This window comes from Ralstonia sp. 1138, from assembly GCF_040544795.1.
Taxonomy (GTDB): domain Bacteria; phylum Pseudomonadota; class Gammaproteobacteria; order Burkholderiales; family Burkholderiaceae; genus Ralstonia; species Ralstonia flatus.
This window is the reverse complement of sequence record NZ_JBEPKQ010000005.1, coordinates 148,326-172,381: the sequence shown is the minus strand read 5'-3', so window position 1 is coordinate 172,381 and position 24,056 is coordinate 148,326. Positions and strand designations below refer to the sequence as shown.

The following is a 24,056-nucleotide window of genomic DNA, read 5'->3' as shown; positions in this document are numbered from 1 at the left end:
TCTTTGGCAAGACAAAGAAAGTGAGTCAGCCCCGGCAGGGGATGAAACAAGGGATGCACCACAAGAAACAACCCAAAACCAACAACCCTTACGCCACCGCCTTAGCCGCAGCCCGCCCCCGCAGCCACTCAAACGTCAACAGCAGACACGTCGAAAACACAATCAGAATCGTCGCCAGCGCCGCAATCGTCGGCGAGATGTTTTCGCGAATACCCGTGAACATCTGACGCGGCAGCGTGACCTGATCCGCCCCCGCCAGGAAGAGCGTCACCACCACCTCATCAAACGATGTAGCAAAGGCAAACAGCGCCCCCGAAATCACGCCCGGTGCAATGACGGGCAGGGTGATGCGGAAGAACGTCATGACCGGGTTGGCACCCAGCGACAGGCTCGCCCGCACGAGGTTGTGATTGAACCCTTGCAGCGTCGCCAGCACCGTCGTCACCACAAACGGCACCCCCAGCGCCGCATGCGCGAGGATCAGCCCGATATACGTGTTGGCCAGGCCCAGCGGCGCGAAGAACAGGTACATGCCGACGCCTACGACCACCACGGGCACGATCATCGGCGACACCAGCACCGCCATCAGCAGGCCCTTGCCGCGGAAGTCCGCCTTGTTCAGCCCGATGGCGGCCAGGGTGCCGAGCACCGTTGCGACGATCGTGGCGGCGGGGGCGACGATGAAGCTGTTCTTGGCCGCCATGCGCCATTCGTCGGACGTGACGAGGTTCTGATACCAACGCAGTGAATAGCTCGGAATCGGGTACGAGAGGAACGTGCTCGACGAGAACGACAGCGGCACGATCACCAGCACCGGCAGCACAAGGTACAGCAGCGTCAGCACGGCCAGGCCGCGCAATGCGAAGTACCAGACGCGCTCGATGAGCGAGGTGTGCGGGGCGAACATCGGTTTGGCGAGTTTCATGTTCGATGGGCTCCGTTCAACCAACGCGGACCTTGGGCCGCGTAAAGCGTCCATACACGGCGTACAGCACGAGCGTGGCCAGCAACAGCAGCGCACCCAGCGCGCACGCCATGCCCCAGTTGATCGTGACGTTGGTGAAGTAGGCCACGTAGTAGCTGACCATCTGATCGTTCGGCCCGCCCAGCAGCGCGGGGGTGATGTAGTAGCCGAGCGCCAGGATGAACACCAGCAGCGCGCCGGCGCCGATGCCTGGATACGTCTGCGGCACATACACGCGCCAGAACGCGGCAAATGGATGGCTGCCCAGCGACACGGCCGCGCGCTGGTACGTGGGCGGGATCGACTTCATCACGCTGTACAGCGGCAGGATCATGAACGGCAGCAGGATGTGCGTCATCGAGATGTACACGCCCACGCGGTTGAACAGCAGCGCCAGGGGCTCCTTGATGATGCCGAGGTCGATCAGGCCGTGGTTGATCAGGCCTTCGGTCTGCAGGAGCACGATCCACGCCGCCACGCGCACGAGGATGGACGTCCAGAACGGGATCAGCACCATCACCATGACGAGGTTGGCGCGGCGCTCTGGCAGCGAGGCAATCCAGTACGAGAGCGGATAGCCCAGCAGCAGTGCGAACAGCGTCACCATCGCGCTGATGACGAAGGTGCGCACGAACACCGTCACGTAGATCTGCTCGTCGGGGTCGGTGGCTTCGATGTGGCCGAAGGCGTCTTGCCGGTGGTCCAGCGCGGCCAGCAGGTAGAACGGCGACGTGCGGCTGCTGTTCTTGGCGATGGCCTGCCAGTACGTGACATCGCCCCAGCGCTCGTCGACTTCGAGCAGCTTGGCGCGCGTCTGGCCGGGCGTGAGCGTCAATGCCTTGCCCTGGTCATCGGCCAGCGGCATGGCGCGCGCGGTCTTGGCCACTAGCGAGCGGAAACCCGGGATTTCAGTGTTGAGCCGGCGCGCCAGTGCACCCATCGCTTCGCCTTCGCTCACGGTCGTGAGGTCGGCGGCGAGGGCGGCGTAGGCGGCGTCGGCCGGCGGGCTCTTGCGGTCCCAGCCCTTCAGGGCGACGACGGTTTTGGGCAGCGCGTCGGCCACCTCGGGGTTCTGCACGGCGCGTGTGAGCAGGGCGCCGATCGGCACGACAAAGATCAGCAGCAGGAAGATGGCGAGCGGCGCCACCAGCGCCAGCGCCATGGCACGCCTGCGCGCCTCAGCGCTCTTCAATTCGCGTTTGAGTTTGGCCGTCGATTCCGGAACCGATTCAGCCGCGATCGTCATGGTGTTCAATGCTGCCTCGCCATCGCTACGGGAATTCGTCCGGCGGATGCCTTGCCAAAGCTGCAGGGCATCCGCGCGGTCACTGCGTTACACCGCGATGCGGTTACTTCGACGCCCACGAGGCGAAGCGCTGCTCCAGCTCGTCGCCGTGGTCGGTCCAGAACTGCAGGTTCTGCAGCACCGCGTTCTTGCTGTTCTCGGGCGAGTTCGGCATGTTGGCCTGCGTCTTGGCGTCGAGCGCCTTGATGGCGGCCACGTTGGCCGGGCCGTACGCGATGTGCTTGGCGTATTCCTGCTGCGGCTTCTGCGACAGCGTGTACGCGATGTACTGCTCGGCCAGGGCCTTGTTGGGCGAGCCCTTCGGGATGGCCCAGTAGTCGAGGTCGTAGATGCTGCCGTTCCACACCACCTTGAGGTTCTTGCCTTCGCGCTGCGCAGCGTCGATGCGGCCGTTGAAGGCGGTGGACATCACCACGTCACCCGCCACCAGGAACTGCGGCGGCTGTGCGCCGGCTTCCCACCACTGGATGTACGGCTTGATCTGATCGAGCTTCTTGAACGCGCGGTTCTGGCCGTCCTTGGTGGCCAGCACCTTGTAGACATCCTTGACCGGCACGCCGTCGGCCATCAGCGCGAATTCGAGGTTGTAGCGCGCGCCCTTGCGCATGCCGCGCTTGCCCGGGAAGGTCTTCACGTCCCAGAAATCGGCCCAGCCCTTGGGGGCGGTCTTGAGCTTGTCGGCGTTGTAGGCCAGCGCGGTGGACCACACGAAGAAGCCCACGCCGCAAGTTTGCGGCGCTTCCGGGATCAGGTCGGTCTTCTTGGCGATCTTGCTCCAGTCGAGCTTCTCGAACAGGCCTTCGTCGCAGCCACGGCCGATGTCGCCGGATTCGACTTCCACCACGTCCCAGTTGACGTGCTTGGCTTCGACCATGGCCTTGATCTTGGCCTGCTCGCCGTTGTACTCGACCACGGTGACCTTGTTGTTGGTCTGTGCCTCGAACGGCTTGTTGAAGGCCGCCTTCTGCGCGTCGCCATTGGCGCCGCCGAAGTTCACGACGGTGATTTCCGCTGCATGCGCGCCGAACGCAATGGCGAACGCGCCGGCAAGCACGGACAGACGCGTCTTTGTGGTGTGTTTCATTCCTGGCTCCTCTTATTGGCGTGTGGGTACAACGTGTGGTCGTGGCATGCGGGCAGGGCTGCCCGCGTGCGTCATGCAAAAACGCGCAGGTGTTCCGGGGCGAACTCCAGCTGGATCGGCGCGCCCGGTGCGAAGCCTTCAAGCGCGCGCGTGCCCAGCGGCACCTTCACGAAACATTCGGGTTGGTCGGGCAGGGCGCAGCGCATGCGCACGTGGTCGCCAAAGTAGACGAGGCCGCGCGTCTGCCCGGTGATCGCGTTGCCGGCGGCGGAGGCGCCCTCGGCCAGGCGCATGCGTTCGGGGCGGATGCACCCCGTGGCCGTGGCCCCGACATTGGCGCCGGCCACGTTGCGGCCGACCACGCGGGCGCCGTCGTTGAGCTGCAGTTCGCAGTACTCGCCGTCAACGCGGGTGACGGTGCCGCGCAGCGTGTTGCTGTCGCCGATGAAGTTGGCGACGAACTCGTTGCAGGGGCGCTCGTAGAGGCTGTCTACCGTGTCGAGCTGCTGCACGATGCCCTTGTCGAACACGGCGACGCGGTCGGACATGGTGAGCGCCTCGCCCTGGTCGTGCGTCACGTAGACGAAGGTCACGCCCAGCTTTTCGTGCAGCGATTTCAACTCGTACTGCATGTGTTCACGCAGTTGCTTGTCGAGCGCGCCCAGCGGTTCGTCCATCAGCACGAGCTTGGGCTCGAACACCAGCGCGCGGGCCAGTGCAATGCGCTGCTGCTGGCCGCCGGAGAGCTGCGCCGGATAGCGCTTGGCAAAGCCTTCCATGCGCACCATCTGCAGGGCCTTGTGCACGCGCTCGGCACGCTCGGCGGCGGGCAATTTGCGCACGGTCAGCGGGTATTCGACGTTCTGCGCCACCGTCATGTGCGGAAACAGCGCGTAGTTCTGGAACACCATGCCGATGTTGCGCTTGTGCGGCGGCACATTGTTGAGCAGCGCGCCTTCGAGGCGGATCTCGCCGCCGGTCGGGAATTCAAACCCGGCCAGCATCATCAGGCATGTGGTCTTGCCCGAGCCGGAGGGGCCGAGCAGGGTGAGGAACTCGCCCTGGTAGATGTCCAGGTCCAGGTGCTTGACCACGAGGGTCTCGCCGTCATACGTCTTGCGTACACCGCGAAAGCTGACGATCACGTCGTCGGTCTTCATTGCTGCTTCCTCCATACCATGTCGGTCATCGGGCTGAGCGCTGTCGGCTGCAGGCGGCATTTGCTGGCGTGCCCCACGCTCCCCGTCGCGCCGTTCCCCGATCCGTTCGGGTCGGCCAACATGCCGTGTTGTGACGAATTGTTGATGGACTATAGCGGCTCATTGTTCCGCCAAGTGGACCCAATCCTGGTTATTTGATGGAGCCATTTATCGCCGCCGCGCAGGCACATCCCATGGGCGTGCGGGCCCGCGGCACCACAATAGGGAAAACCCCGGATGCCTTGCCCGAGCAAGCTCGGCGGCCGATCGTGTGGTGGTCGCGATGTGTTTCAGTTTAGGTCGTGCGCCAGCCCACGTGCGGCGGGCATAACAGAGCCAGGATGGAACCAATTTGGCCGGAACAGCAGCCCGTCCGGCCCGCGCGGAAATGGTGCGCCGCGTCTTCACGCAAACGGTGCATCGCCTGGGAGCCCGCGCAACCGCTACACAACGATGTTGTCGTGCAGCAACCGGTTTTTTTCAGGCCGTCGGCTCTTCAATCAAGGCCAGCGCCAGGTAGACGGAGACGGTCAGCCCTCCGCCGGGCGTTTCCGACAGCGCCACCGTGCCGCCATGCAGGCGGGCAATCTCGCGGACGATCGCCAGGCCCAGGCCGCTGCCGTCGTGGCCTTCCGATGCCGCGCCACGATAGAAACGGCCGAAGACCGCATCGCGCTCGGGCACGGCAATGCCGGGGCCGTCGTCTTCCACTTGCAGCACGGCCTGCTCGCCGAGCATCGCCATCGCCTGCCGCTTGACCCGCAGCGTGACGCGCGCGCCGTTGCCGGCATACAGGATGGCGTTGTCGAGCAGGTTGCCGACCAGTTCCTGCAGCCATTGGGGTTCGCCGGCCACCGTCACCGGCTCGCCTTCAAAGCCGAGGTCGACGCCGGATCGGCGCGCAACAGGTGCCAGTTCCAGCGCGACATCGCCGGCCAGGGTGTCCAGGCGCAGCGGCTGGAGTTGTGGCGCGTAGCCGCTGTCGGTCTCCAGGCGCGAGAGCGACAGCAGTTGCTGCACGCCGCGCGCGGCTTGGCGCACGGTGCCGTGCAGCGGCTCAAGGTGGCGGCGGATACGTTCTCCATCGGGCTCGCGCAGGGCCAGTTCGGATTGCGCCTGGATCACGGCCAGCGGCGTCTTCAACTGATGTGCGGCGTCGGCAAAGAAGCGCTTGCGCGCCTGCACCATGCGCAGCAGGCGCGCCACGTACTGATTGATGGCTTCGACCAGCGGCGCGACCTCTGCCGGCAAGCCCTGCTGCGGTAGCGGTGCCAGCTCATCGGTGCCGCGGCCGGCCACGGTTTCGCTCAACTGTCGCAGCGGCCGTAGGCCGCGCCGCACGCCCAGCCAGACGATGCCCACGGCCAGCACCACCAGCAGCACTTCCTGCTGTAGCGAGCCGGCCAGGATCTCGTGCGCCAGCGCCTCGCGCGGCTCCAGCGTTTCACCCACCAGCAGCCAGATGACCTGCGTTTCGGCCGACTGCGCATCGCGCACGGGCAGCGGCTGCGCGGCCATGCGCACCTGCATGCCGCGAAACTGCGTGTCGTAGAACAGGGTGCGATAGGGCGTGGGGCGCCGCCCGCCCGGCATGGGCAGATCGTCGTAGCCGGTGAGCGTGCCGCCGCCGGCATCGACGATCCGGTAGAAGATGCTGCTGCCGGTTTCCGATTCGAGAATGTCCAGCGCGAGGTAAGGCAGGTCGATGGCGAATTGCTTGTTGCGCAGTCGCACGCCTTCGCGCATGGCCTTGAGCGAGGCTTCGAGCGTGCGGTCGAACGCGGCGTTGGCGGCCGTCATGGCGCGCGTGTAAGTCAGCCATGCATCGAGCGCGAGCAGCCCTAGCAGCGGCAGCAGCAGCCAGAACGAAAGCTGCCGGCGCAGGCTCGACGGGTTCATGGCGCCGCGCCTTCCGTGGCTTCCAGCAGATACCCGAGGCCGCGCAGCATGACGATGGCCACGCCGCTGCCGTCGAGCTTCTTGCGCAGGCGGTGCACGTAAATCTCGATGGCGTCGGCGTTGACGGATTCGTTGATGCTGAAGATCTTTTCCGAAATGGCGGCCTTGTTCACGGCGCGGCCGTCGCGCAGCATCAGGACTTCCAGCACGGCGCGTTCGCGGCCGGTGAGGGCGAGCAGTTCGCCATGGAGCGTAAAGGCGCCGCTGATGCCGTCGTAGTGCAGCGGGCCGCATTGCAGCTGCGTGCTTTCGTGGCCGTGGCTGCGCCGGATGAGCGCGCGGGCGCGGGCTTCGACTTCAGTCAGGTCGAACGGTTTCGCAAGGTAATCGTCAGCCCCGAGGTTGAGGCCGCGCACGCGTTCTTCCACGGCGCCGTGTGCGGTCAGGATCATCACCGGCAGCGGGTTCTTGCGGGCGCGCAGGCGGCGCAGCACTTCCAGCCCGTCCAGGCGGGGCAGGCCAATGTCGAGAATGGCCAGCGCGTAGTCCTGCGTGGTGAGCAGCAAGTCGGCCGCGTGGCCGTCATGTACGCAATCGACCGTGAAGCCGGCCTGGCCCAGAGCTTCTTCCAGCGTGCTGGCCAGCTTCAGGTTGTCTTCCACCAACAGGATGCGCATATCGGGACGTCTCTCAATCAGCCGCAGAGGAATACAGACATCGCCGCACGTTTTGAAGCTAGGGAAACCCCCGAGAACGCCGCGACACAGCCCCGCAATTTCCTGTCAATCGAAAGTGAACTGAAAGTGCGTCCCTCATACGATCCGTCCCGCCCAACGGCCCTGTGACTGGGCCTTTGCGCAAGGACAACGAATAAGGGAGACCTGATGAACAAGACTTCGATGGCGCTGGCCGTGGTGGCACTCGCCACCGCGACGACGGCTGGCACGGCCGCCGCACAATCCTCCAACGTGACCCTGTACGGGATCATGGATTCGGGCATCGAGTACGTGAACCACGCCGGTCCGAACGGCGGCAGCGCCACCCGCCTCGTCTCGGGCGGCAAGAACACATCGCGCTGGGGCATGCGCGGCACCGAAGACCTGGGCGGCGGCTTGAAGGCCGTGTTCAACCTGGAAAGTGGCATCGCCATCGACACCGGCAAGCTGGACACCGACAACACGCTGTTCGACCGCCGCGCGGTGGTGGGGCTGGCAGGCGGCTTCGGCCAGGTGGTCGCCGGTCGCACCTTCACCACGACGTACGACTTCATGCTGCCGTTCGACCCGATGGGCTACGCGCCGAACTATTCGTGGGCGACGTCGTCCACCGCAACGGGCGACCGCAAGGACGGCCTGTTCTCGCGCGCTTCCAACGCTGTGCGTTATGACGGCACGTTTGGCGGCTTGAAGCTCGGCGCCACCGTGGGCTTTGGCGAAGCAGCGGGCAACTTCAAGAGCAGCTCCAAGTACGACCTGGGCGTCGGCTACAGCGTGGGCGGCTTCTCGGCAGCCGTCACGTGGGATCGCCAGAACGGCGCAGGCACCAGCACCACGCCGGCAGACACGACCGATTACATCCAGGGCATTCACGCCGGCGCCAGCTACGACTTCGGCGCACTGAAGCTGTTCGCGGGCTACCGCAACTACAAGCGCGCGTTCACCACGGCCGCCGCCAGCCAGCGCAGCGATATGTACTGGGCGGGTGCCAGCTACGACGTGACGCCGGCCTTCACGCTGTATGGCGCGGTGTACAAGCAGAACATCAAGGACGGCACGGATGCCGATCCGATCCTGTTCTCCTTGCGCGGCCAGTACGCGCTGTCCAAACGCACGACGGCGTATCTGTCTGCCGGTTATGCCAAGGCCAAGAACGGCCAGAACGTGAGCCTGTCGCGCGACGTGGTGGGTTATGGCAACAACCAGGTCGGTGTGACGGCGGGCCTGCAACACCGCTTCTGATCGGCTAGTCGATCGCTGTCGCAAACACGGGCACCTTCGGGTGCCCGTTTTCTTGGATCGGCGCGCGGCTCAGCAGCGTGTCAGTCGAGCGTCGTGCGGGATTTCAGCATGCGCCGCACGTCGCGGAAATCGTCGAAGGCGGCAAGGTCCTGCTCGATGTTGCGCACCTGTTGGCGCAGCGCTGCGATGTCGAGATCCAGCTTTTGCAAGACGGCGTCGGGCGGCAGCGCTTCGAACCGCTGATAGCCGTACGTGTATCGGAACGTGGTCTCGACGCGATGGATCTGCCGGTCAAGCTCCCGCACCTGGTCTTTCAGGATCTGGTTGTAGTGCGTCAGCCGCGCTTCACTGATCCGGTTGATCGAGTGCTGGTCGATGTGCTCCAGCTCAAGCTGCAATTCCAGCAGTTGCAGCAGGTTGTTCTTGTCGTAGGCCTCGTTGACGCGCTGCATGAGCCGGGTCTTCCGGTCGCGCTCCTGTGGATCGCTTTCGCGGTCGGGGTGCAGGGCGCTGGCCAGCTTGCGATAGACCTCGCGAATGGACAGGGTGACCTGCGCCTGCTCGTCTTCTTCCCGCGCTTCTGCCGCAAGTTGCTTCGGAGATTTCTTCCGCGCCGCTCGGCGGGCTTCACGCTTCGTGGCGGCGGCCGCTTTCTTCTGAGCCTGATGCGCGAGATGCTCACGGGCGCGTTGCAGCAGCGTCTCTTCCGAATGCACATCCGCGTCGTCGCCCAGGCCGACGCCGAGTGCGGCCTCCAGCCTTGCCTTCATCTCCGCGGCTTGCATCGCGGCTTCCCGGTCGAAGTCCGTACCGCTGTATTTGTTGTAGAGCGCCTTCAGGCTCGCGTCTTCATCGATCAGGTCACGTGCAAGGTCGATGATGAGCGCGGCAATCTTGCGGCGCTCGGCCTTGGTGAAGGCGTCGTGCTCGTAGACCTGGTCCAGGCTGCGCACCAAGCGGATCTGCAGTGCGATGCGGCTACGCGTCAGCGGCAAGAAGTCGCCGGCATATCGGCCCTGGAACTGTACGGTGGCCGTCTCCCAGTCCGCCAGCCGCTTGCGCCGATTCTCGATCTGCTTGATCAGTGCGTTGAATGCTCGCTGACCTTTTGACAGCGTTGGCGCTTCGTCTGCGTGCCGATCGGGCGCGATGCTGATGGCAGGGCGGTGGGCCTTGGTCATGGAGCGGAAATGTCGCGGGCTCCGCTAGGGAGCCCGTCGATGTGATGTTGATGCGATGGATCAGCCCAGCAACAGCGCGTCGTCGTCCACCTTGGCGCCGCGCGTTTCCTCGAACTTCTGCAGCAGGTGCGGCACGTCCAGGCCACGGCGTTCCTCGCCTTGCACGTCGAGGATCACGTTGCCCTGGTGCAGCATCACCGTGCGATCGCCGTAGTCGAGCGCCTGGCGCATGGAGTGCGTCACCATCATCGTCGTCAGCTTGCTCTCCGAGACGATCTTGGCAGTCAGCTCCAGCACGAAGGCGGCCGTTTTCGGGTCGAGCGCGGCAGTGTGCTCATCCAGCAGCAGAATGCGCGACGGCTGCAGCGAGGCCATCAGCAGGCTCACAGCCTGGCGCTGGCCACCCGAGAGCAGGCCGATGCGATCGGTCAGGCGGTTTTCCAGGCCGAGGTCCAGCCGGCGCAGTTGCTCGCGGAAGATCTCGCGCCACTTGCGGTTGGTGGCGAACGAGAAACCGCGACGCTGCCCGCGGCACATGGCCAGCGACATGTTCTCTTCGATGGTCAGGTTTTCGCAGGTGCCGGCCATCGGGTCCTGGAACACGCGGGCGACCTTGTCGGCGCGTTGCCACGCCGTCTTGCGCGTGACGTCTTCACCGTCGATGGTGATGCGGCCGGAGTCGACCAGCTGGTCGCCGCTGATGGAGTTCAGGAACGTCGACTTGCCGGCCCCGTTCGAACCGATCACGGCGACGAACTGGCCCGCCGGAATGTCCAGCGACAGGCCGCGCAGCGCGCGCGTCTCGATGGGCGTGCCGGGGTTGAAGGTGAGGGTGAGTCCTTGTGCGCTCAGCATGTCAGTTCCCCTTGGTACCGTTCTTGGCCAGCTTGCCGAACACCTTGCGGCGCACACCGGGAAGCACGAGCGCGATCACCACCAGCGCGGCGGTCACCATGTTCAGGTCCTGCGCCTGCAGGCCGATGAAATCGCTGTTGAGGGCGAGGGCGATGAAGAAGCGATACAGGATCGCGCCCACCACCACGGCCAGCGTGGTCAGCACCAGGCGGCGTGCCGGCAGCACGGTCTCGCCGATGATGACGGCGGCCAAGCCGATGACGATGGTGCCAATGCCCATCGACACGTCGGCGCCGCCCTGCGTTTGCGCGTACAGCGCACCAGCAAGCGCCACCAGCGCGTTGGACAGCGCCATGCCGGCCAGCGTGGCCGCGCCCGTGGCGACGCCCTGCGCGCGGGCCATGCGCGGGTTGGCGCCGGTCGCGCGCAGCGACAGGCCGATCTGCGTCGAGAAGAACCAGTCCACCAGCAGCTTGACGACCACCACGACCACGCCCAGCAGCACCGGGCGGAACACGTAGTCGGGCATCCACTCCGGCTGCAGCAGCGAGAAGATCGTCGGCTCGGAGATGAGCGGCACGTTCGGCTTGCCCATGATGCGCAGGTTGACCGAGTACAGCGCGATCATCATCAGGATACTGGCGAGCAGATCCATGATTTTCAGGCGCACGTTGAGCCAGCCCGTGATGAAACCGGCAACGGCACCGGCCAGCGTGCCGCCCAGCGTCGACATGAACGGATCGTGTCCGCCGGCGATGAGCGTGGCCGCCACGGCGCCACCCATCGGGAAGCTGCCGTCGACTGTGAGGTCAGGGAAGTTGAGGATGCGGAAGGAGATCAGCACCCCGAGCGCCACGAGACTGAAGATCAGACCGATCTCCAGGGCGCCGAGCAATGAAAACAGTGACATGACGGAGTAGGGCGCGGCGATTGGGCACCGGCCGGTGTGCAATGAACGGGGACGCTTTCGGGTAGGAGCGTAAGCGCCCGGCCATGATGCGGCGGATAGCCGCGTCGGGGCTCGGGCAGGCAGACCCGCGCCGGGACGGCTCCGTCGGGCGGAGGCCGGCCCGGCGCCTTGCGAGTTACTTGATGACTTCCTTGGCGTCCTTCAGCAGGTCCGCCGACAGGGCCGCACCTTGCTTCTTGGCGGCGCCTTCGTTCACGAACAGCTCCAGGTCGGTGCTGCCGGCCGAAGCAATCGCGCCGGGCTTCTCACCCTTCAGGATGCGGGCGACGACCTTGCCGGTCTGCTGGCCCAGCTTGTAGTAGTTGATGCCCAGCGCTGCGATGGCACCGCGCTTGACGCTGTCGGTATCGCCGGCCACCAGCGGGATCTTCGCTTCGTTGGCCACCTTCACCAGCGATTCGTACGCCGACACCACGTTGTTGTCGGTGTTTGTGTAGATCACGTCGACCTTGCCGATCAGGTTCTTGGCCGCCGGCCCGATATCCACCGTGCGCGGCGCCGCCGATTCGACCAGCGTCATGTTTTGCGCCGACAGCAGCTTCTTCAGCTCGGTGACCACCACGACCGAGTTGGCTTCGCCCGGGTTGTAGACCATGCCCACGCGCTTGGCATTGGGCACCACGCGCTTGATCAGGGCGATCTGCTTGTCCAGCGGCAGCTTGTCGGACACGCCGGTCACGTTGGTGCCGGTCGGCTCCCAGCTCTTGACCAGCTGTGCGGCCACAGGATCCGTCACGCCCGAATACACGACGGGGATCGACTTGGTGGCAGCCACAACGGCCTGCGCCGACGGCGTGGCGATGGCGATGATGGCGTCCGGCTTGTCGCCGATGAACTTGCGGGCGATCTGCGCGGCGGTGGCCGTGCTTCCCTGCGCGCTCTGGTATTCCCACTTCAGGTTCTTGCCTGCGTCGAAGCCTTCGGCCTTGAGCTGCTCCTTGGCGCCGTCGCGGATGGCGTCCAGCGCCGGGTGCTCGACGATGGCCAGCACTTCGACCGACTTGGTGGCCTGGGCCAGCGCCGGTGCAGCTTGCAGCAGTGCCATCGGAATGGCGGCAAGCGCGGCAATGCGGAAGGCGTGCTTGAACGTGGACATAAGGATCTCCTGTTTCCTTTTGGGTGGTTTCGCTCTGGCAGCGGGCGGGATAGGCCTACGCCGGCGTGGTTGGTTTTTCAGACTCTCTTGGTTCTTGAATGCACCGAAGCAGTGCAATGTCGGCGCACGTGGGCGCACATTATGGGACAAATCGCAATGCTTTTCAGCAAACACTTCAAAAGAACTTGAGGGGTGCCGGTGGGGTATTCCGGTTGCGTGCGATGCAACCCGGCCATCAAATCAAAAAGGGGCACGTGGCCCCTTTTTTCACTGCCCCAACGGGCGGCTGCTTACTGGATCTTCGCTTTTTCGCGCAGCTCTTTCAGCATTGCCTGGAACTTGCTGCGTTGCCAGTTCTGGTCGCCCATCATCATCTCAAGCAATTGCGGCTTGACGTCTTCGTACGACGGGATCTTGGCGTCGCGCGTGTCGTCCAGGCGGATCACGTGCCAGCCGAATTGCGTCTTGACCGGCGTCTGCGTGATCTGGCCCTTCTTCAGGCCCGTGAGCGCGGCCGAGAATTCCGGCACGTAGGTGCCCGGGTTGGCCCAGTCCAGATCGCCGCCGTTGGCGCCCGATCCCTTGTCCTTCGATTGCGCCTTGGCGATGTCTTCAAACTTTGCGCCGGCCTTCAGCTTGGCGATGATCGCCTTGGCGTCGGCTTCCTTGTCCACCAGGATGTGGTGGGCGTGGTATTCCTTGCCGTTGCCGAACTGCGCCTTGATCTTGTCGTACTGCTTGTGCAGTTCGTCTTCGGTGGCGGGGCTGTTCTTGACGTAGTCCTCGAACTCGGCGGCCACCAGCACGTTCAGGCGTGCGGAAGCCAGTTGCTCCTGAACGTCGTCGCGCTCCAGCAGACCGCGCTTGGCGGCGTCCTGCTCGATCAGTTCACGGTCGACCAGCATGTCGCGGGCCTTGGCGCGCAGCTCGGGCGATTCGGGCTGGCCCGACTTCTTGATCAGCGCGTCCACCTTGGCGCTCGGAATGGCTTTGCCGTTGACCACTGCGGCATTCTGCGCCATGGCGGGAGCAACGGTCGCGGCAAGGGCAACAGCCAGCAGGCTGGCAGTGAGGCTGGAAATCTTCATGGGATTGCGTTCGAGGGAAGGACGAGTGAGCGTGGAATGCGCTTACGTGTTTTCTTCGGGAGTGACCGCGCGGATCGCCAGCGCATGGATTGCCGCCGGCCACAGCGTGTGCAGCGCATCATACACCATGCGATGACGCGCCAAACGGTTCTTGCCGGCAAAGGCCGCGCTGACGATTTCGACGTTGTAATGCCCACCGCCGGAGGTCGCGCCGGCGTGTCCGGCGTGCTTGGCACTGTCGTCTTCAACGACCAGTTGGACAGGCTGGAAGGCCTCGCGCAGGAGGCGCTCGATATCTCGCGGATCTGCAGCCATCAGCGGTCGTCTCCGATGTTGGCGTCGTTCGCCGCATTGGCGGGGCGCTCCTGCATGTGGCGCGCCAGCCAGACACTTTGCGCAAGGATGAACACCACCATCAGGCCCATGGAGCCGAACAGCTTGAAGTTGACCCACACGTCGGTGTCGAAGTTGTAGGCCACGTAGAGGTTCAGGCAGCCCATGACCAGGAAGAACAGCGCCCACACCAGGTTCAGGCGGCCCCACATCGGCTCGGGCAGCGATACCTGCTGTTCCATCATGGCGCGGATGAGGTTCTTGCGAACGAACGCCACGCTGCCCAACAGCACCACGCCAAACAGCCAGTACAGCACCGTCGGCTTCCACTTGATGAAGGTCTCGTTGTGGAAGATGAGCGTGGCGCCGCCAAACACACCGATGATGAGCAGCGACAGCCACTGCATGGCGTCGACCTTGCGGTGCTTGAACCACACCCAGGCGATCTGCAGCACGGTGGCGACCATCGCGACGGTGGTCGCCACATAAATACCGGCCACCTTGAAGGCAGCAAAGAACAGGATGACCGGGAACAGATCGAACAGGAATTTCATGCGGGAACGCGCTTGTGCGGGCCTTTGCGGGCCATTAGGGAGATCAATCGCCGAATTTTAGCGCAGCCGAGTTGATGCAATACCGCAGCCCGGTAGGTGCAGGGCCATCTTCGAACACGTGGCCAAGGTGCGCGCCGCAGTTCTTGCACTGCACTTCAATACGCAGCATGCCGTGCGAGCGGTCGGTCTTCTCGGCGATCACCTCGCCGTTGATGGGCTGGAAATAGCTCGGCCAGCCGCAACCGGCGTCAAACTTGGTCGACGATTCAAACAGCGGCGTGCCGCAGCAGACGCAGTTGTAGACGCCGCGCTCCCAGTGGTCCCAGTACTTGCCGGTGAAGGGGCGTTCGGTGGCCGCTTCGCGGGTGACGCGGTATTCGATGTCGGAGAGTTGGTCGCGCCATTCGGCGTCGGATTTCTTGACGGTCATGGTGATGAGACTCCTTGTTGGGTTCGGCCACCGCGAGGTGAGAACGACTCGGCGGCTGATGTTGTTTGTCGTGCTGCTGCGGCAATCCTGACAGGCGCGGATTAGAGCACGGTGTCAGTTCCGGCGCATCACGACGAGCAGCTCACTTCCAATGACGATGCCCAGTCCGGCGCCGGCTGCGCGTAGTGCTCGAAGCCGGGGTGGTCGTCAAACGGGCGGGCCAGCACAGCGCGCAGGTTTTCGACTTCGGAAAAATCCTTTTCCTTGGCGCGGCGGATGGCGATTTCGGCCAGGTGGTTGCGCAGTACGTATTTCGGGTTGACGCGGTACATGGCGGCCGCGCGCTCGTCGTCGGATTGCGGTTCAGCCTGCAGGCGCTGGCGATACGCGGCAAGCCACACGTCTGCGGCGGCGCGGTCGAAGAAGAAATCGCGGACGGTGCGCGCTTCTGCCGCGGCGGGCGTGTCGTCGCGGCGCACCTCGGCAAGGTGGCGGAAGAACAATGTGTAGTCGGCGCGCTGGTTGTGCAGCAGCTTGAACAAGTCGCCGAAGAGCGCCTCGTCTGTGTCCTGTGCGGTCGAGAGGCCAAGCTTGGCGCGATAACGTGCGTAGAAGGCTGCGCCGTAGACGTCGCGGTAGGTCAGCAATACGTTTTGCGCGGCGTCGATGGCGGGTTGGGCCTGAGCTTCGTCGCTCAAATTGACGAAAACGTCGGGATCTTCGCCAAACAGCGGCAGCAATGCCTGCGCGAGGCAGAACAGGTTCCAGTAGCCGATCTGTGGCTGCTGCGCGTAGGCGTAGCGGCCGCCGGTGTCGGAGTGGTTGCAGATGTGGTTGGCGTCAAAACCGTCCAGGAAGCCGAACGGGCCGTAGTCGAGCGTGAGGCCGAGGATCGACATGTTGTCGGTGTTCATCACGCCGTGGCAGAAGCCGACGGCCTGCCAGTCGGCCATCAGTTCAGCGGTGCGGCGTGCCAGCTCGCGCAGCAAGGCGAGATACGGTTGCGGCTCGCTACGGCAGGCGGGGTAAAAGCGGTCGATGACGTAATCGGCAAGGGCGCGCAGTTGTGGCAGTTGTTCGCTGGCCGCAAAGTGCTCGAAGTGGCCGAAGCGCACGAACGACGGGGCAAGGCGTGTGACGACGGCGGCGGTTTCGATCTCTTCGCGGCGCACGGGGGCATCGGCGCCAGTCACGCACAAGGCGCGCGTGGTTGGAATGCCCAGGCCTGCCATGGCTTCCGAGCAGAGGAATTCACGGATGGATGATCGCAGCACGGCGCGCCCGTCGCCCATGCGCGAATACGGCGTACGGCCGGCGCCTTTGAGCTGGACTTCGCACGGGCCATCGGCGGTCTGGAATTCCGCCAGCAGCAGCGCACGGCCGTCGCCCAGCTGGCCCGCCCACACGCCGAACTGGTGGCCTGAATAGACGGTGGCGAGCGGGTCGCTCCAGGCGGCGACGGCGTTACCGCTGAATACGGCCCGCCCCGCGGCAGTGTCGAGTTCGGCGCGCGTGATGCCCAGCGGCACCGCGGCATCTGGCGAGAAACCGACCAGATACGGTTCGCCAATCGCTCCCGAAGGCATGGGCATCGGGGGCAGGCGTGTCAGAAAGCGTTCGCCCAGCGCCGAGAAACCGGGGGCAGTGGCGGGGCGGCCGGGCCAGTCGAAATGGCTCGCAAGGGAATCGTCAGGCAAGGCGGCGGGGGAGGCAGTCATGAGATGGGGCGGCAGGCCAGTGGCCGATAGCACAGGAAAGGGCGCAGAAACAGTGCCGAATCCTCAAATGTTGTGCGCTTTGCAGCGCAGCAAAACGCACGCTGCGTAGGGGAAAACGCCATGTTGAGACGCAGCAACGCTATCGCGTATTGTACTTGCGAGTAAAGAAAGCTGCAGCCTGCGAACCCTTGCACCACAACGATTCGCAGGGTTTTACAGATGGCCGGGTAAACATGGGGGCCGATGTGGCAGCGCACAACAATATCCCGTTGACGTGCTTGGCGATCACGGGAACAATCGGCCAAAAAATAGAACGGTTGTTCAGTTTTTTCTAGGAGACACCATGGCCCTGATGGGACAAATGATGAGCACCCCTTTGCTCATCTCGACCATCATCGAACATGCAGCGCGCAATTCCGGTTCGACTGAAGTCGTGTCGCGCCGTGTCGAGGGCGATATCCATCGCACCACGTACCGGCAAGTGCGAGACCGTTCCAAGCAACTGGCGAATGCGCTGGCCGCACTGGGCGTGCAGCCCGGCGAGCGCGTCGGTACGCTGGCCTGGAACGGCTATCGCCACCTCGAAATCTATTACGGCGTCTCCGGCTCGGGCTCGGTGTGTCACACCATCAACCCGCGCCTGTTCCCAGACCAGATCGCCTACATCGTCAATCACGCAGACGATCAGTACGTCTTCTTCGACCTGACGTTCGTGCCGCTCGTCGAGGGCATCGCACCGCATTGCCCGAACGTGAAGGGCTGGGTGGCGATGACCGATCGCGCGCACATGCCCGCCTCCAGCGTGCCGATGCTCTGCTACGAAGAGCTGCTCGACGCGCAGAGCACCGATTACACCTGGCCGCAGTTCGACGAGAACACCGCGTCCAGCCTCTGCTACACGTCGGGCACCACGGGCAACCCCAAGGGCGCGCTGTATTCGCATCGATCCACGGTGTTGCACTCGTATGCGTCGGCCATGCCGGATGCGCTGGGGTGCTCGGCGCAGGACGTGATCCTGCCGGTGGTGCCGATGTTCCACGTCAACGCGTGGGGGCTGCCGTATTCGGTGCCGCTGGTAGGCGCCAAGCTGGTCTTCCCGGGGCCGAAACTGGACGGTGCTTCGCTGTTCGAATTGTTCGAGCAGGAAAAGGTGACGTTCTCGGCTGGCGTGCCAACGGTGTGGCTCGGCCTGCTGCAACACGTACAGGCCAACAAGCTGAAATTTTCGACGTTCCGCCGCACGGTCATCGGGGGTTCTGCAGCGCCTCCGGCCATGATCCGCACGCTCAACGAGCTGGACGTGGAGGTCATCCACGCGTGGGGCATGACGGAGATGTCGCCGCTGGGCACCACGTGCAAGCTGATGGGCAAGCATGCCGATCTGCCGGACGAGGCCAAGCAGCATGTGCTGGAGCGCCAAGGCCGCGCCATCTACGGTGTCGAGATGAAGATCGTCGATGCCGAGGGCCACGAGTTGCCGTGGGACGGCAAGGCTTTCGGCGACCTCTACGTGCGCGGGCCCTGGACCATCCAGAGCTATTACCGCAACGACGTATCGCCGCTGGTGGATGGCTGGTTCCCGACCGGCGACGTGGCCAACATCGATGCCGACGGCTACATGCAGATCACCGATCGCAGCAAGGACGTGATCAAGTCGGGCGGTGAGTGGATTTCGTCCATCGACGTGGAAAACGTGGCGGCAGCGCACCCCGGCGTGCACATGGCCGCATGCATCGCGTGCTATCACCCGAAGTGGGATGAGCGCCCGTTGCTGGTGGTGATGAAGAAGCCCGGCGTGGAACTCACGCGTGAGGAGATGCTCAAGTTCTTCGAGGGCAAGGTTGCCAAGTGGTGGATTCCGGACGACGTGGTGTTCGTCACCGAAATTCCGCTCACGGCCACGGGCAAGATGCAGAAGCTCAAGCTGCGCGAGCAGTTCAAGGATTATCAGTTTCCCGCTGTACAGGCTTAGCTAGATATAGAAACCGCCGCCCGTGCTGGGGAGCCACTCCGGCACGAGGACGGCGGACGTAAGACAACCGGATCAGGGCCGGCCGCTGTGTATCGATGACTGATGCGGCGGAATGAAGCCCGGGCGCGTTGCAACCTGGAGACGCAAGCAGCCGCAAGCCCACCAGAGGCACGCGGAGAGTGACTCGCCGGCGGCTCCACCACATGAAGGAGACACGCATGACGAAGTTCCGTCCGTTGGTTGTGGCTGTTGCATGTGTTGCGGCGGTCGGTGGGGCAGTGTTGCCCACTGCAGCGTCCGCCGCCGAAACCGTGAAGATCGCCTGGATCGATCCGTTGTCCGGCCTGATGGGCGCGCTGGGCCAGAACCAGTTGCGCAGCTGGCAGTACATCGCCGATCTCGCCACGCAGAAGAACTGGGCCGGCGACGGCACCAAGTTCGAAGTGGTCGGCTTCGACAACAAGCTCTCGCCGCAGGAGAGCCTGACCGTGCTCAAGCAGGTCGCCGATCAGGGCATCCATTACATCGTGCAGGGCAACGGCTCGAGCGTCGGCATGGCGCTGGAAGACGCCGTGGCCAAGTACAACGAGCGTAATCCGGGCAAGGAAATCATTTACCTGAATTACGCCGCGGTGGATCCGGACATGACCAACAGCAAGTGCAACTATTGGCACTTCCGCCTGGACGCCAACTCCGACATGAAGATGGAAGCGCTGACGAGCTTCCTGGCGAAGGATCCGAAGGTCAAGAAGGTCTACCTGATCAACCAGAACTATTCGTTCGGGCATCAGGTTGCGCGTGCGGCCAAGGAATACCTGAAACGCAAGCGTCCGGACATCGAGATCGTGGGTGAAGATCTGCACCCGCTGGCGCAGGTGAAGGATTTCTCGCCGTATGTGTCGAAGATCAAATCGTCCGGCGCCGATACCGTCATCACCGGCAACTGGGGCAGCGACCTGGCACTGCTCATCAAGGCCGGCAAGGATGCGGGCCTCAACGCCAACTTCTATACCTACTATGCCGCCACGACAGGCGTGCCGACAGCCATGGGTTCGGCCGGTGCCGACCACGTGAAGTTCGTCGCCTACTGGAACGTCAACAACGACGGCTACAAGGGCGCCGATATCGTCGAGGGCTACAAGAAGAAGTACAACGACGACTTCTACCTCATGGCGTCGTACACCGGCATCGCCATGCTGGCCAAGGCCATCAAGCAGACCAAGTCGGCAGAACCTGCCAAGGTGGCCAAGGCCTTCGAAGGCATGAAGGTCGACAGCCTGAATGGCACCTTCGAGATGCGCGCGTCTGACCACCAGGGCCAGCAGCCGCTCTTCATCGCCACCTGGCAAAAGACCGACGGCAAGAGCGTCAAGTTCGACCAGGAAAACACCGGCTACGGCTGGAAGACCGACGCGGTGCTCGATCAGTACGTCGCGTCGCAGCCGACTTCCTGCCAGATGAAGCGTCCTCAATAACGCGGCGGATGGTGTGCCGAAGGGCCGCCCGATGCTATCGTGCGGCGATGTTTTAAACGGAGTCCATGGGCCAGCGCTTTGATGCGTGCGGCCCATGCTTCGCCGAATCTGCTGGAAGGGCTGCAGCGTGGAATTTCTAGTCATCAATCTCTTGAACGGCATCAGCTATGGGCTGCTGCTGTTCATGCTGTCCTCAGGCCTGACGCTGATCTTCAGCATGATGGGCGTGCTCAATTTTGCGCATGCCAGCTTCTACATGCTGGGCGCGTATTTCGCCTATGTCGTCAGCGGCTATCTGGGTTTCTGGCCCGCGTTGATCGTGGCGCCGCTGCTGGTGGGTGCGCTGGGCGCAGTGGTCGAGCGCTTCGGCCTGCGCACGGTGCACCGCTATGGCCACGTTGCCGAACTGCTGTTCACCTTCGGGCTGGCCTACCTGATTGAAGAGGGCGTGAAGCTGGTGTGGGGCCTGCCCGCCGTGCCGTATCGCGTGCCGGACGCACTCGATGGCCCGCTGTTCACGCTGTTCACGTCGTCGTTTCCGAAGTACCGCGCCTTCATGATGCTGGTGTCGCTGCTGATGCTGCTGGGCATCTTCCTGCTGCTCACACGCACGCGGATCGGGCTTGTCATTCAGGCCGCGCTGACGCACCCGGACATGGTGGAAGCGCTGGGCCACAACGTGCCGCGCGTCTTCATGCTGGTGTTCGGTGGCGGTTGCGCGCTGGCCGGCCTGGCGGGCGTGATCGGCGGCAATGCCTTTGTGACCGAGCCCTCGATGGCGGCTGCGGTCGGCTCCATCGTGTTCGTGGTGGCGGTCGTGGGCGGCATGGGGTCGCTGGTGGGCGCATTCATTGCGTCGCTGCTGATCGGCTGCATCCAGACCTTTGCCGTGACGCTCGATATTTCGGTGACCAGCCTGCTCGGGAAGATCGGCGTCACGCTCAACCCCGACGTGCCGCTCATCTCGGTCTGGAACCTGACCATTGCGCAAGTCGCACCGGTGCTGCCGTATCTGCTGCTGGTGCTGATGCTGATCTTCCGCCCGCGCGGGCTGATGGGAACGCGGGAGAGCTAAATGGAACGCACCATGCACCAACAAGCGCAACAACAAGCCGCGCTGCCGGCCAACGATCGTGCGCGGACGATGAAATTCAAGCCGGTCAATCTCGCCCGCTGGCTGCTCTGGGGCACGACGGCACTGGTGATGATCGTGCTGCCGCTCATCTGGCCACAGGGTTTTGCGATCACGCTGCTCTCGCAGATGGGCATCATGATCATCTTCGCGCTGTCGTACAACATGCTGCTCGGGCAGTCCGGCATGCTGTCGTTCGGGCACGCGGTGTATTCCGGTCTGGGCGCCTTCATGGCCGTGCACCTGCTCAACAAGATCGGCGCCATGCAGGCGCTGGGCATTGGCGGCCCGCTGGCCGTAGCCCTGCTGCCGATTGCCGGCGGCCTGGGCGGCGCGCTGTTCGGCGTCATCTTCGGCTACGTCACCACCAAGAAGGCCGGCACGACGTTCGCCATGATCACCATGGGTATCGGCGAGATGGTGTTCGCCAGCGCCTTGATGTTCCCGGACTTCTTTGGGGGCGAGGGCGGCGTGTCGACCAACCGCAGCATCGGCGAAGGGCTGCTTGGCGTGACGTTTGGCCCGGCGCGGCAGGTGTATTACCTGATCGCCGCGTGGTGCCTGATTTCGATGGCGCTGATGTACGCATGGACGCAGACGCCGCTGGGCCGCATCGCCAACGCGGTGCGCGACAACCCCGAGCGCGTGGAATTCATTGGTTACAACACGCAGCGCGTCCGCTTCCTGGTGGTGATTCTGTCGGCGTTCTTCGCGGGCATTGCGGGTGCGCTGTCGTGCATCAACTTCGAGATCGTCACCGCCGAGAACGTGTCGGCCGTGCGATCAGGCTCGGTGCTGCTGGCGGCATTCATTGGCGGCATGGGCAGCTTCTTCGGGCCGATCATCGGCGCGGTGCTCACGGTGTTCTTCACCGTCGCGCTGTCGGGCATCACGAAGGCATGGCTGCTTTATCTGGGCTTGTTCTTTGTGCTGATGGTCATGTACGCGCCGGGCGGCATTGCCAGTCTTCTGGTCATGCATCTGCCTATCCTGCGGCGCGGCAAGCTCAAGACGCTGCTGCCGGCTTATGGCGTGGCGATCGTGCCGGCGATCGTCCTGCTGATCGCGTTGATTTCCACCGTGGAAATGATCTACGCCGTGCAGGACGAGGCTTCGGGTGGCGTGGCGACGCTGTTCGGCCTGTCGGTTGAACCGAATACCTGGAAACCGTGGATCGTCGCCGCCGTGTTGTGGCTCGTGGGCGCCTTCGGCCTGCGCGCTGCGGCGGGCAAGCTGCGCGCCGCTTGGGACAACGCATTGCAGGAGCCGCAACCATGAGCCAACCGACATCCGGACCCACCGCAGCGCTCGAGTTGCGCGACGTTCGCAAGCGCTTTGGCGCGACTGAAATCATTCGGGGCGTCAATCTCACCATCGGCAAGGGCGAGCGCCATGCGCTCATCGGCCCGAACGGTGCCGGCAAATCGACCACGTTCAACCTGATCTCGGGCCGCTTCCCGGCCAGCTCGGGCAGCGTTCGACTGAACGGGGAAGAGATCAGCGGCCTGGCGCCGTTCGAGATCAACCGCAAGGGCCTGTCGCGCAGTTTCCAGATCACGAACATCTTCCATCGCCTGTCGGTGTTCGAGAACCTGCGCTGCGCGGTGCTCTGGTCCCTCGGCTACAAGTATTCGTTCTGGCACAAGCTGGCCGAATTGCGCGATGCACGCGAACGTGCGGAAGAAGTGCTCGAGCAGATCGGCATGACGCACCGGCGCGATGCCGCCGCGGGCCTGCTGACGTATGCCGAGCAACGCGCGCTGGAAATCGGCATCACCATTGCGGGCGGCGCGGACGTGATCCTGCTGGACGAACCGACCGCCGGCATGAGCCGCTCCGAATCGGACCACGCGGTGGATCTCATCCGCAAGGTCACCGTCGGCAAGACGCTGGTGATGGTTGAGCACGACATGAGCGTCGTGTTTGGCTTGGCCGATCGCATCTCGGTGCTCGTCTACGGCGAAGTGATCGCCACTGACACACCCGAAGCCATTCGCAATAACCGTCGCGTGAAAGAGGCCTACCTCGGCACCACGCTGGACGAACCTGCAGGAGCGCATTGATGGCAACGAATACTCCGATGTTGGAGGTGCGCGACCTGCACGCGTACTACGGCAAGAGCCACATCCTGCACGGCGTCGACATGCATGTGGGCGAGGGCGAGATCGTTGCGCTGCTCGGGCGCAACGGCGTCGGGCGTTCGACCCTGGCCAAGTCCATCATGGGCATGGTGCGGCACGAAGGCGAAATCCTGCTGCGCGGCAAGAACGTGAGCGGTCTGCGAACCTTCGAAGTGGCGCACAAGGGCATCGGCTATGTGCCCGAGAACCGGGATATTTTCCCCACGCTGACGGTGCGGCAGAACCTGCTGCTTGGCGAGAAGCGCAACCCCAGTCAGCCCAAGCCGCGTTGGCAGGTCGAAGACATGTACCAGATGTTCCCGCGACTGAAGGAGCGCGAGAATACGGCCGCCGGTGTGCTGTCGGGTGGCGAGCAGCAGATGCTGACGCTGTGCCGCACGCTGATGGGCGATCCCGATTTCATCATCATCGACGAGCCCACCGAAGGTCTTGCGCCGCTGGTCGTGACGCTCGTGGGCGAATATCTGAAGACGCTCAAGGAGCGGGGGATCTCCGTGCTGCTGGTCGAGCAGAAACTCGCCATTGCCCTCGACATTTCACAGCGGGTGTATGTGATGGGCCACGGGCAGATCGTGTTTGAAGGAACGCCCCAGCAGTTGAAGGCGGACGCCAAGGTCCGGCAGGAGTGGCTGGAGGTTTAAACGCCGCTTGTCGATTCACGGCGTACAGATGGCCCGCATGGACAACCGTGCGGGCTTTTT

22 protein-coding genes are annotated in these 24,056 nt (G+C 64.0%); 7 read left to right on the top strand and 15 right to left on the bottom strand.

The window, feature by feature from the left end; translation table 11 throughout:
• Positions 1-88: 88 nt before the first annotated feature.
• The 6 genes from ABIC76_RS21420 to ABIC76_RS21395 form a co-directional block, all read right to left on the bottom strand.
• Positions 89-925 (bottom strand): ABC transporter permease, encoded by an 837-nt coding sequence (locus ABIC76_RS21420; protein WP_316887878.1) that lies wholly within the window; start codon positions 923-925, stop codon positions 89-91.
• Between the two features lie 16 nt (positions 926-941).
• The gene (locus ABIC76_RS21415; RefSeq protein WP_343549538.1) at positions 942-2,210 is read right to left on the bottom strand and encodes an ABC transporter permease; all 1,269 of its coding nucleotides are present in this window, start codon (positions 2,208-2,210) and stop codon (positions 942-944) included.
• A gap of 103 nt (positions 2,211-2,313) precedes the next feature.
• Complete coding sequence (locus ABIC76_RS21410) at positions 2,314-3,354, bottom strand: ABC transporter substrate-binding protein (RefSeq protein WP_102067266.1); 1,041 nt, start codon at positions 3,352-3,354, stop codon at positions 2,314-2,316.
• Positions 3,355-3,425: 71 nt separating this feature from the next.
• On the bottom strand, positions 3,426-4,514 hold the full coding sequence (locus ABIC76_RS21405) for an ABC transporter ATP-binding protein (protein ID WP_102067265.1): 1,089 nt from the start codon (positions 4,512-4,514) through the stop codon (positions 3,426-3,428).
• Between the two features lie 519 nt (positions 4,515-5,033).
• The gene (locus ABIC76_RS21400) at positions 5,034-6,452 is read right to left on the bottom strand and encodes a sensor histidine kinase (protein WP_354535172.1); all 1,419 of its coding nucleotides are present in this window, start codon (positions 6,450-6,452) and stop codon (positions 5,034-5,036) included.
• Positions 6,449-7,129 (bottom strand): response regulator, encoded by a 681-nt coding sequence (locus ABIC76_RS21395; RefSeq protein WP_027681402.1) that lies wholly within the window; start codon positions 7,127-7,129, stop codon positions 6,449-6,451. The genes ABIC76_RS21400 and ABIC76_RS21395 overlap by 4 nt, the downstream gene beginning before the upstream one ends.
• 207 nt (positions 7,130-7,336) lie before the next feature.
• Between ABIC76_RS21395 and ABIC76_RS21390 the strand changes: the two genes are divergently transcribed.
• Positions 7,337-8,410, top strand: a complete 1,074-nt coding sequence (locus ABIC76_RS21390; RefSeq protein ID WP_102067263.1) for a porin — start codon at positions 7,337-7,339, stop codon at positions 8,408-8,410.
• A gap of 80 nt (positions 8,411-8,490) precedes the next feature.
• Here the strand turns inward: ABIC76_RS21390 and ABIC76_RS21385 are convergent, their stop codons facing one another.
• The 9 genes from ABIC76_RS21385 to ABIC76_RS21345 form a co-directional block, all read right to left on the bottom strand.
• The gene (locus tag ABIC76_RS21385; RefSeq protein ID WP_354535284.1) at positions 8,491-9,363 is read right to left on the bottom strand and encodes a J domain-containing protein; all 873 of its coding nucleotides are present in this window, start codon (positions 9,361-9,363) and stop codon (positions 8,491-8,493) included.
• Between the two features lie 288 nt (positions 9,364-9,651).
• Entirely contained in the window at positions 9,652-10,446 is a 795-nt protein-coding gene (locus tag ABIC76_RS21380) for an ABC transporter ATP-binding protein (protein WP_102067261.1), read from the bottom strand.
• Between the two features lies 1 nt (position 10,447).
• Positions 10,448-11,356, bottom strand: a complete 909-nt coding sequence (locus ABIC76_RS21375) for an ABC transporter permease (RefSeq protein WP_004626972.1) — start codon at positions 11,354-11,356, stop codon at positions 10,448-10,450.
• A 175-nt stretch (positions 11,357-11,531) separates the two neighbouring features.
• Positions 11,532-12,512, bottom strand: coding sequence for an ABC transporter substrate-binding protein (locus tag ABIC76_RS21370; protein WP_354535171.1), 981 nt, complete (start codon positions 12,510-12,512; stop codon positions 11,532-11,534).
• 290 nt (positions 12,513-12,802) lie between these two features.
• Positions 12,803-13,600, bottom strand: coding sequence for a peptidylprolyl isomerase (locus ABIC76_RS21365; protein ID WP_027681407.1), 798 nt, complete (start codon positions 13,598-13,600; stop codon positions 12,803-12,805).
• Positions 13,601-13,642: 42 nt separating this feature from the next.
• Positions 13,643-13,915 (bottom strand): BolA family protein, encoded by a 273-nt coding sequence (locus ABIC76_RS21360; protein WP_354535170.1) that lies wholly within the window; start codon positions 13,913-13,915, stop codon positions 13,643-13,645.
• Entirely contained in the window at positions 13,915-14,487 is a 573-nt protein-coding gene (locus ABIC76_RS21355; RefSeq protein ID WP_027681408.1) for a septation protein A, read from the bottom strand. The genes ABIC76_RS21360 and ABIC76_RS21355 overlap by 1 nt, the downstream gene beginning before the upstream one ends.
• A 43-nt stretch (positions 14,488-14,530) precedes the next feature.
• Positions 14,531-14,917, bottom strand: coding sequence for a peptide-methionine (R)-S-oxide reductase MsrB (gene msrB / locus ABIC76_RS21350; RefSeq protein ID WP_027681409.1), 387 nt, complete (start codon positions 14,915-14,917; stop codon positions 14,531-14,533).
• Positions 14,918-15,045: 128 nt separating this feature from the next.
• Positions 15,046-16,635: a protein adenylyltransferase SelO gene (locus ABIC76_RS21345; RefSeq protein WP_354535169.1), complete on the bottom strand. Its 1,590-nt coding sequence runs from the start codon at positions 16,633-16,635 to the stop codon at positions 15,046-15,048.
• A gap of 343 nt (positions 16,636-16,978) precedes the next feature.
• Between ABIC76_RS21345 and ABIC76_RS21340 the strand changes: the two genes are divergently transcribed.
• The 6 genes from ABIC76_RS21340 to ABIC76_RS21315 all read left to right on the top strand — a co-directional run bounded on the left by ABIC76_RS21340 (position 16,979) and on the right by ABIC76_RS21315 (position 23,996).
• Entirely contained in the window at positions 16,979-18,607 is a 1,629-nt protein-coding gene (locus ABIC76_RS21340; RefSeq protein ID WP_354535168.1) for a 3-(methylthio)propionyl-CoA ligase, read from the top strand.
• Between the two features lie 218 nt (positions 18,608-18,825).
• Complete coding sequence (locus tag ABIC76_RS21335; RefSeq protein WP_354535167.1) at positions 18,826-20,082, top strand: branched-chain amino acid ABC transporter substrate-binding protein; 1,257 nt, start codon at positions 18,826-18,828, stop codon at positions 20,080-20,082.
• A gap of 127 nt (positions 20,083-20,209) precedes the next feature.
• The gene (locus ABIC76_RS21330) at positions 20,210-21,157 is read left to right on the top strand and encodes a branched-chain amino acid ABC transporter permease (RefSeq protein WP_102067403.1); all 948 of its coding nucleotides are present in this window, start codon (positions 20,210-20,212) and stop codon (positions 21,155-21,157) included.
• Positions 21,158-22,492, top strand: a complete 1,335-nt coding sequence (locus tag ABIC76_RS21325) for a branched-chain amino acid ABC transporter permease (protein ID WP_354535166.1) — start codon at positions 21,158-21,160, stop codon at positions 22,490-22,492.
• Positions 22,489-23,277 carry an ABC transporter ATP-binding protein gene (locus tag ABIC76_RS21320; RefSeq protein WP_027681415.1) on the top strand — a complete coding sequence of 263 codons (789 nt, stop codon included), beginning with the start codon at positions 22,489-22,491 and terminating at the stop codon, positions 23,275-23,277. The genes ABIC76_RS21325 and ABIC76_RS21320 overlap by 4 nt, the downstream gene beginning before the upstream one ends.
• Positions 23,277-23,996: an ABC transporter ATP-binding protein gene (locus ABIC76_RS21315; protein WP_012435575.1), complete on the top strand. Its 720-nt coding sequence runs from the start codon at positions 23,277-23,279 to the stop codon at positions 23,994-23,996. The genes ABIC76_RS21320 and ABIC76_RS21315 overlap by 1 nt, the downstream gene beginning before the upstream one ends.
• Positions 23,997-24,056 lie beyond the last annotated feature (60 nt).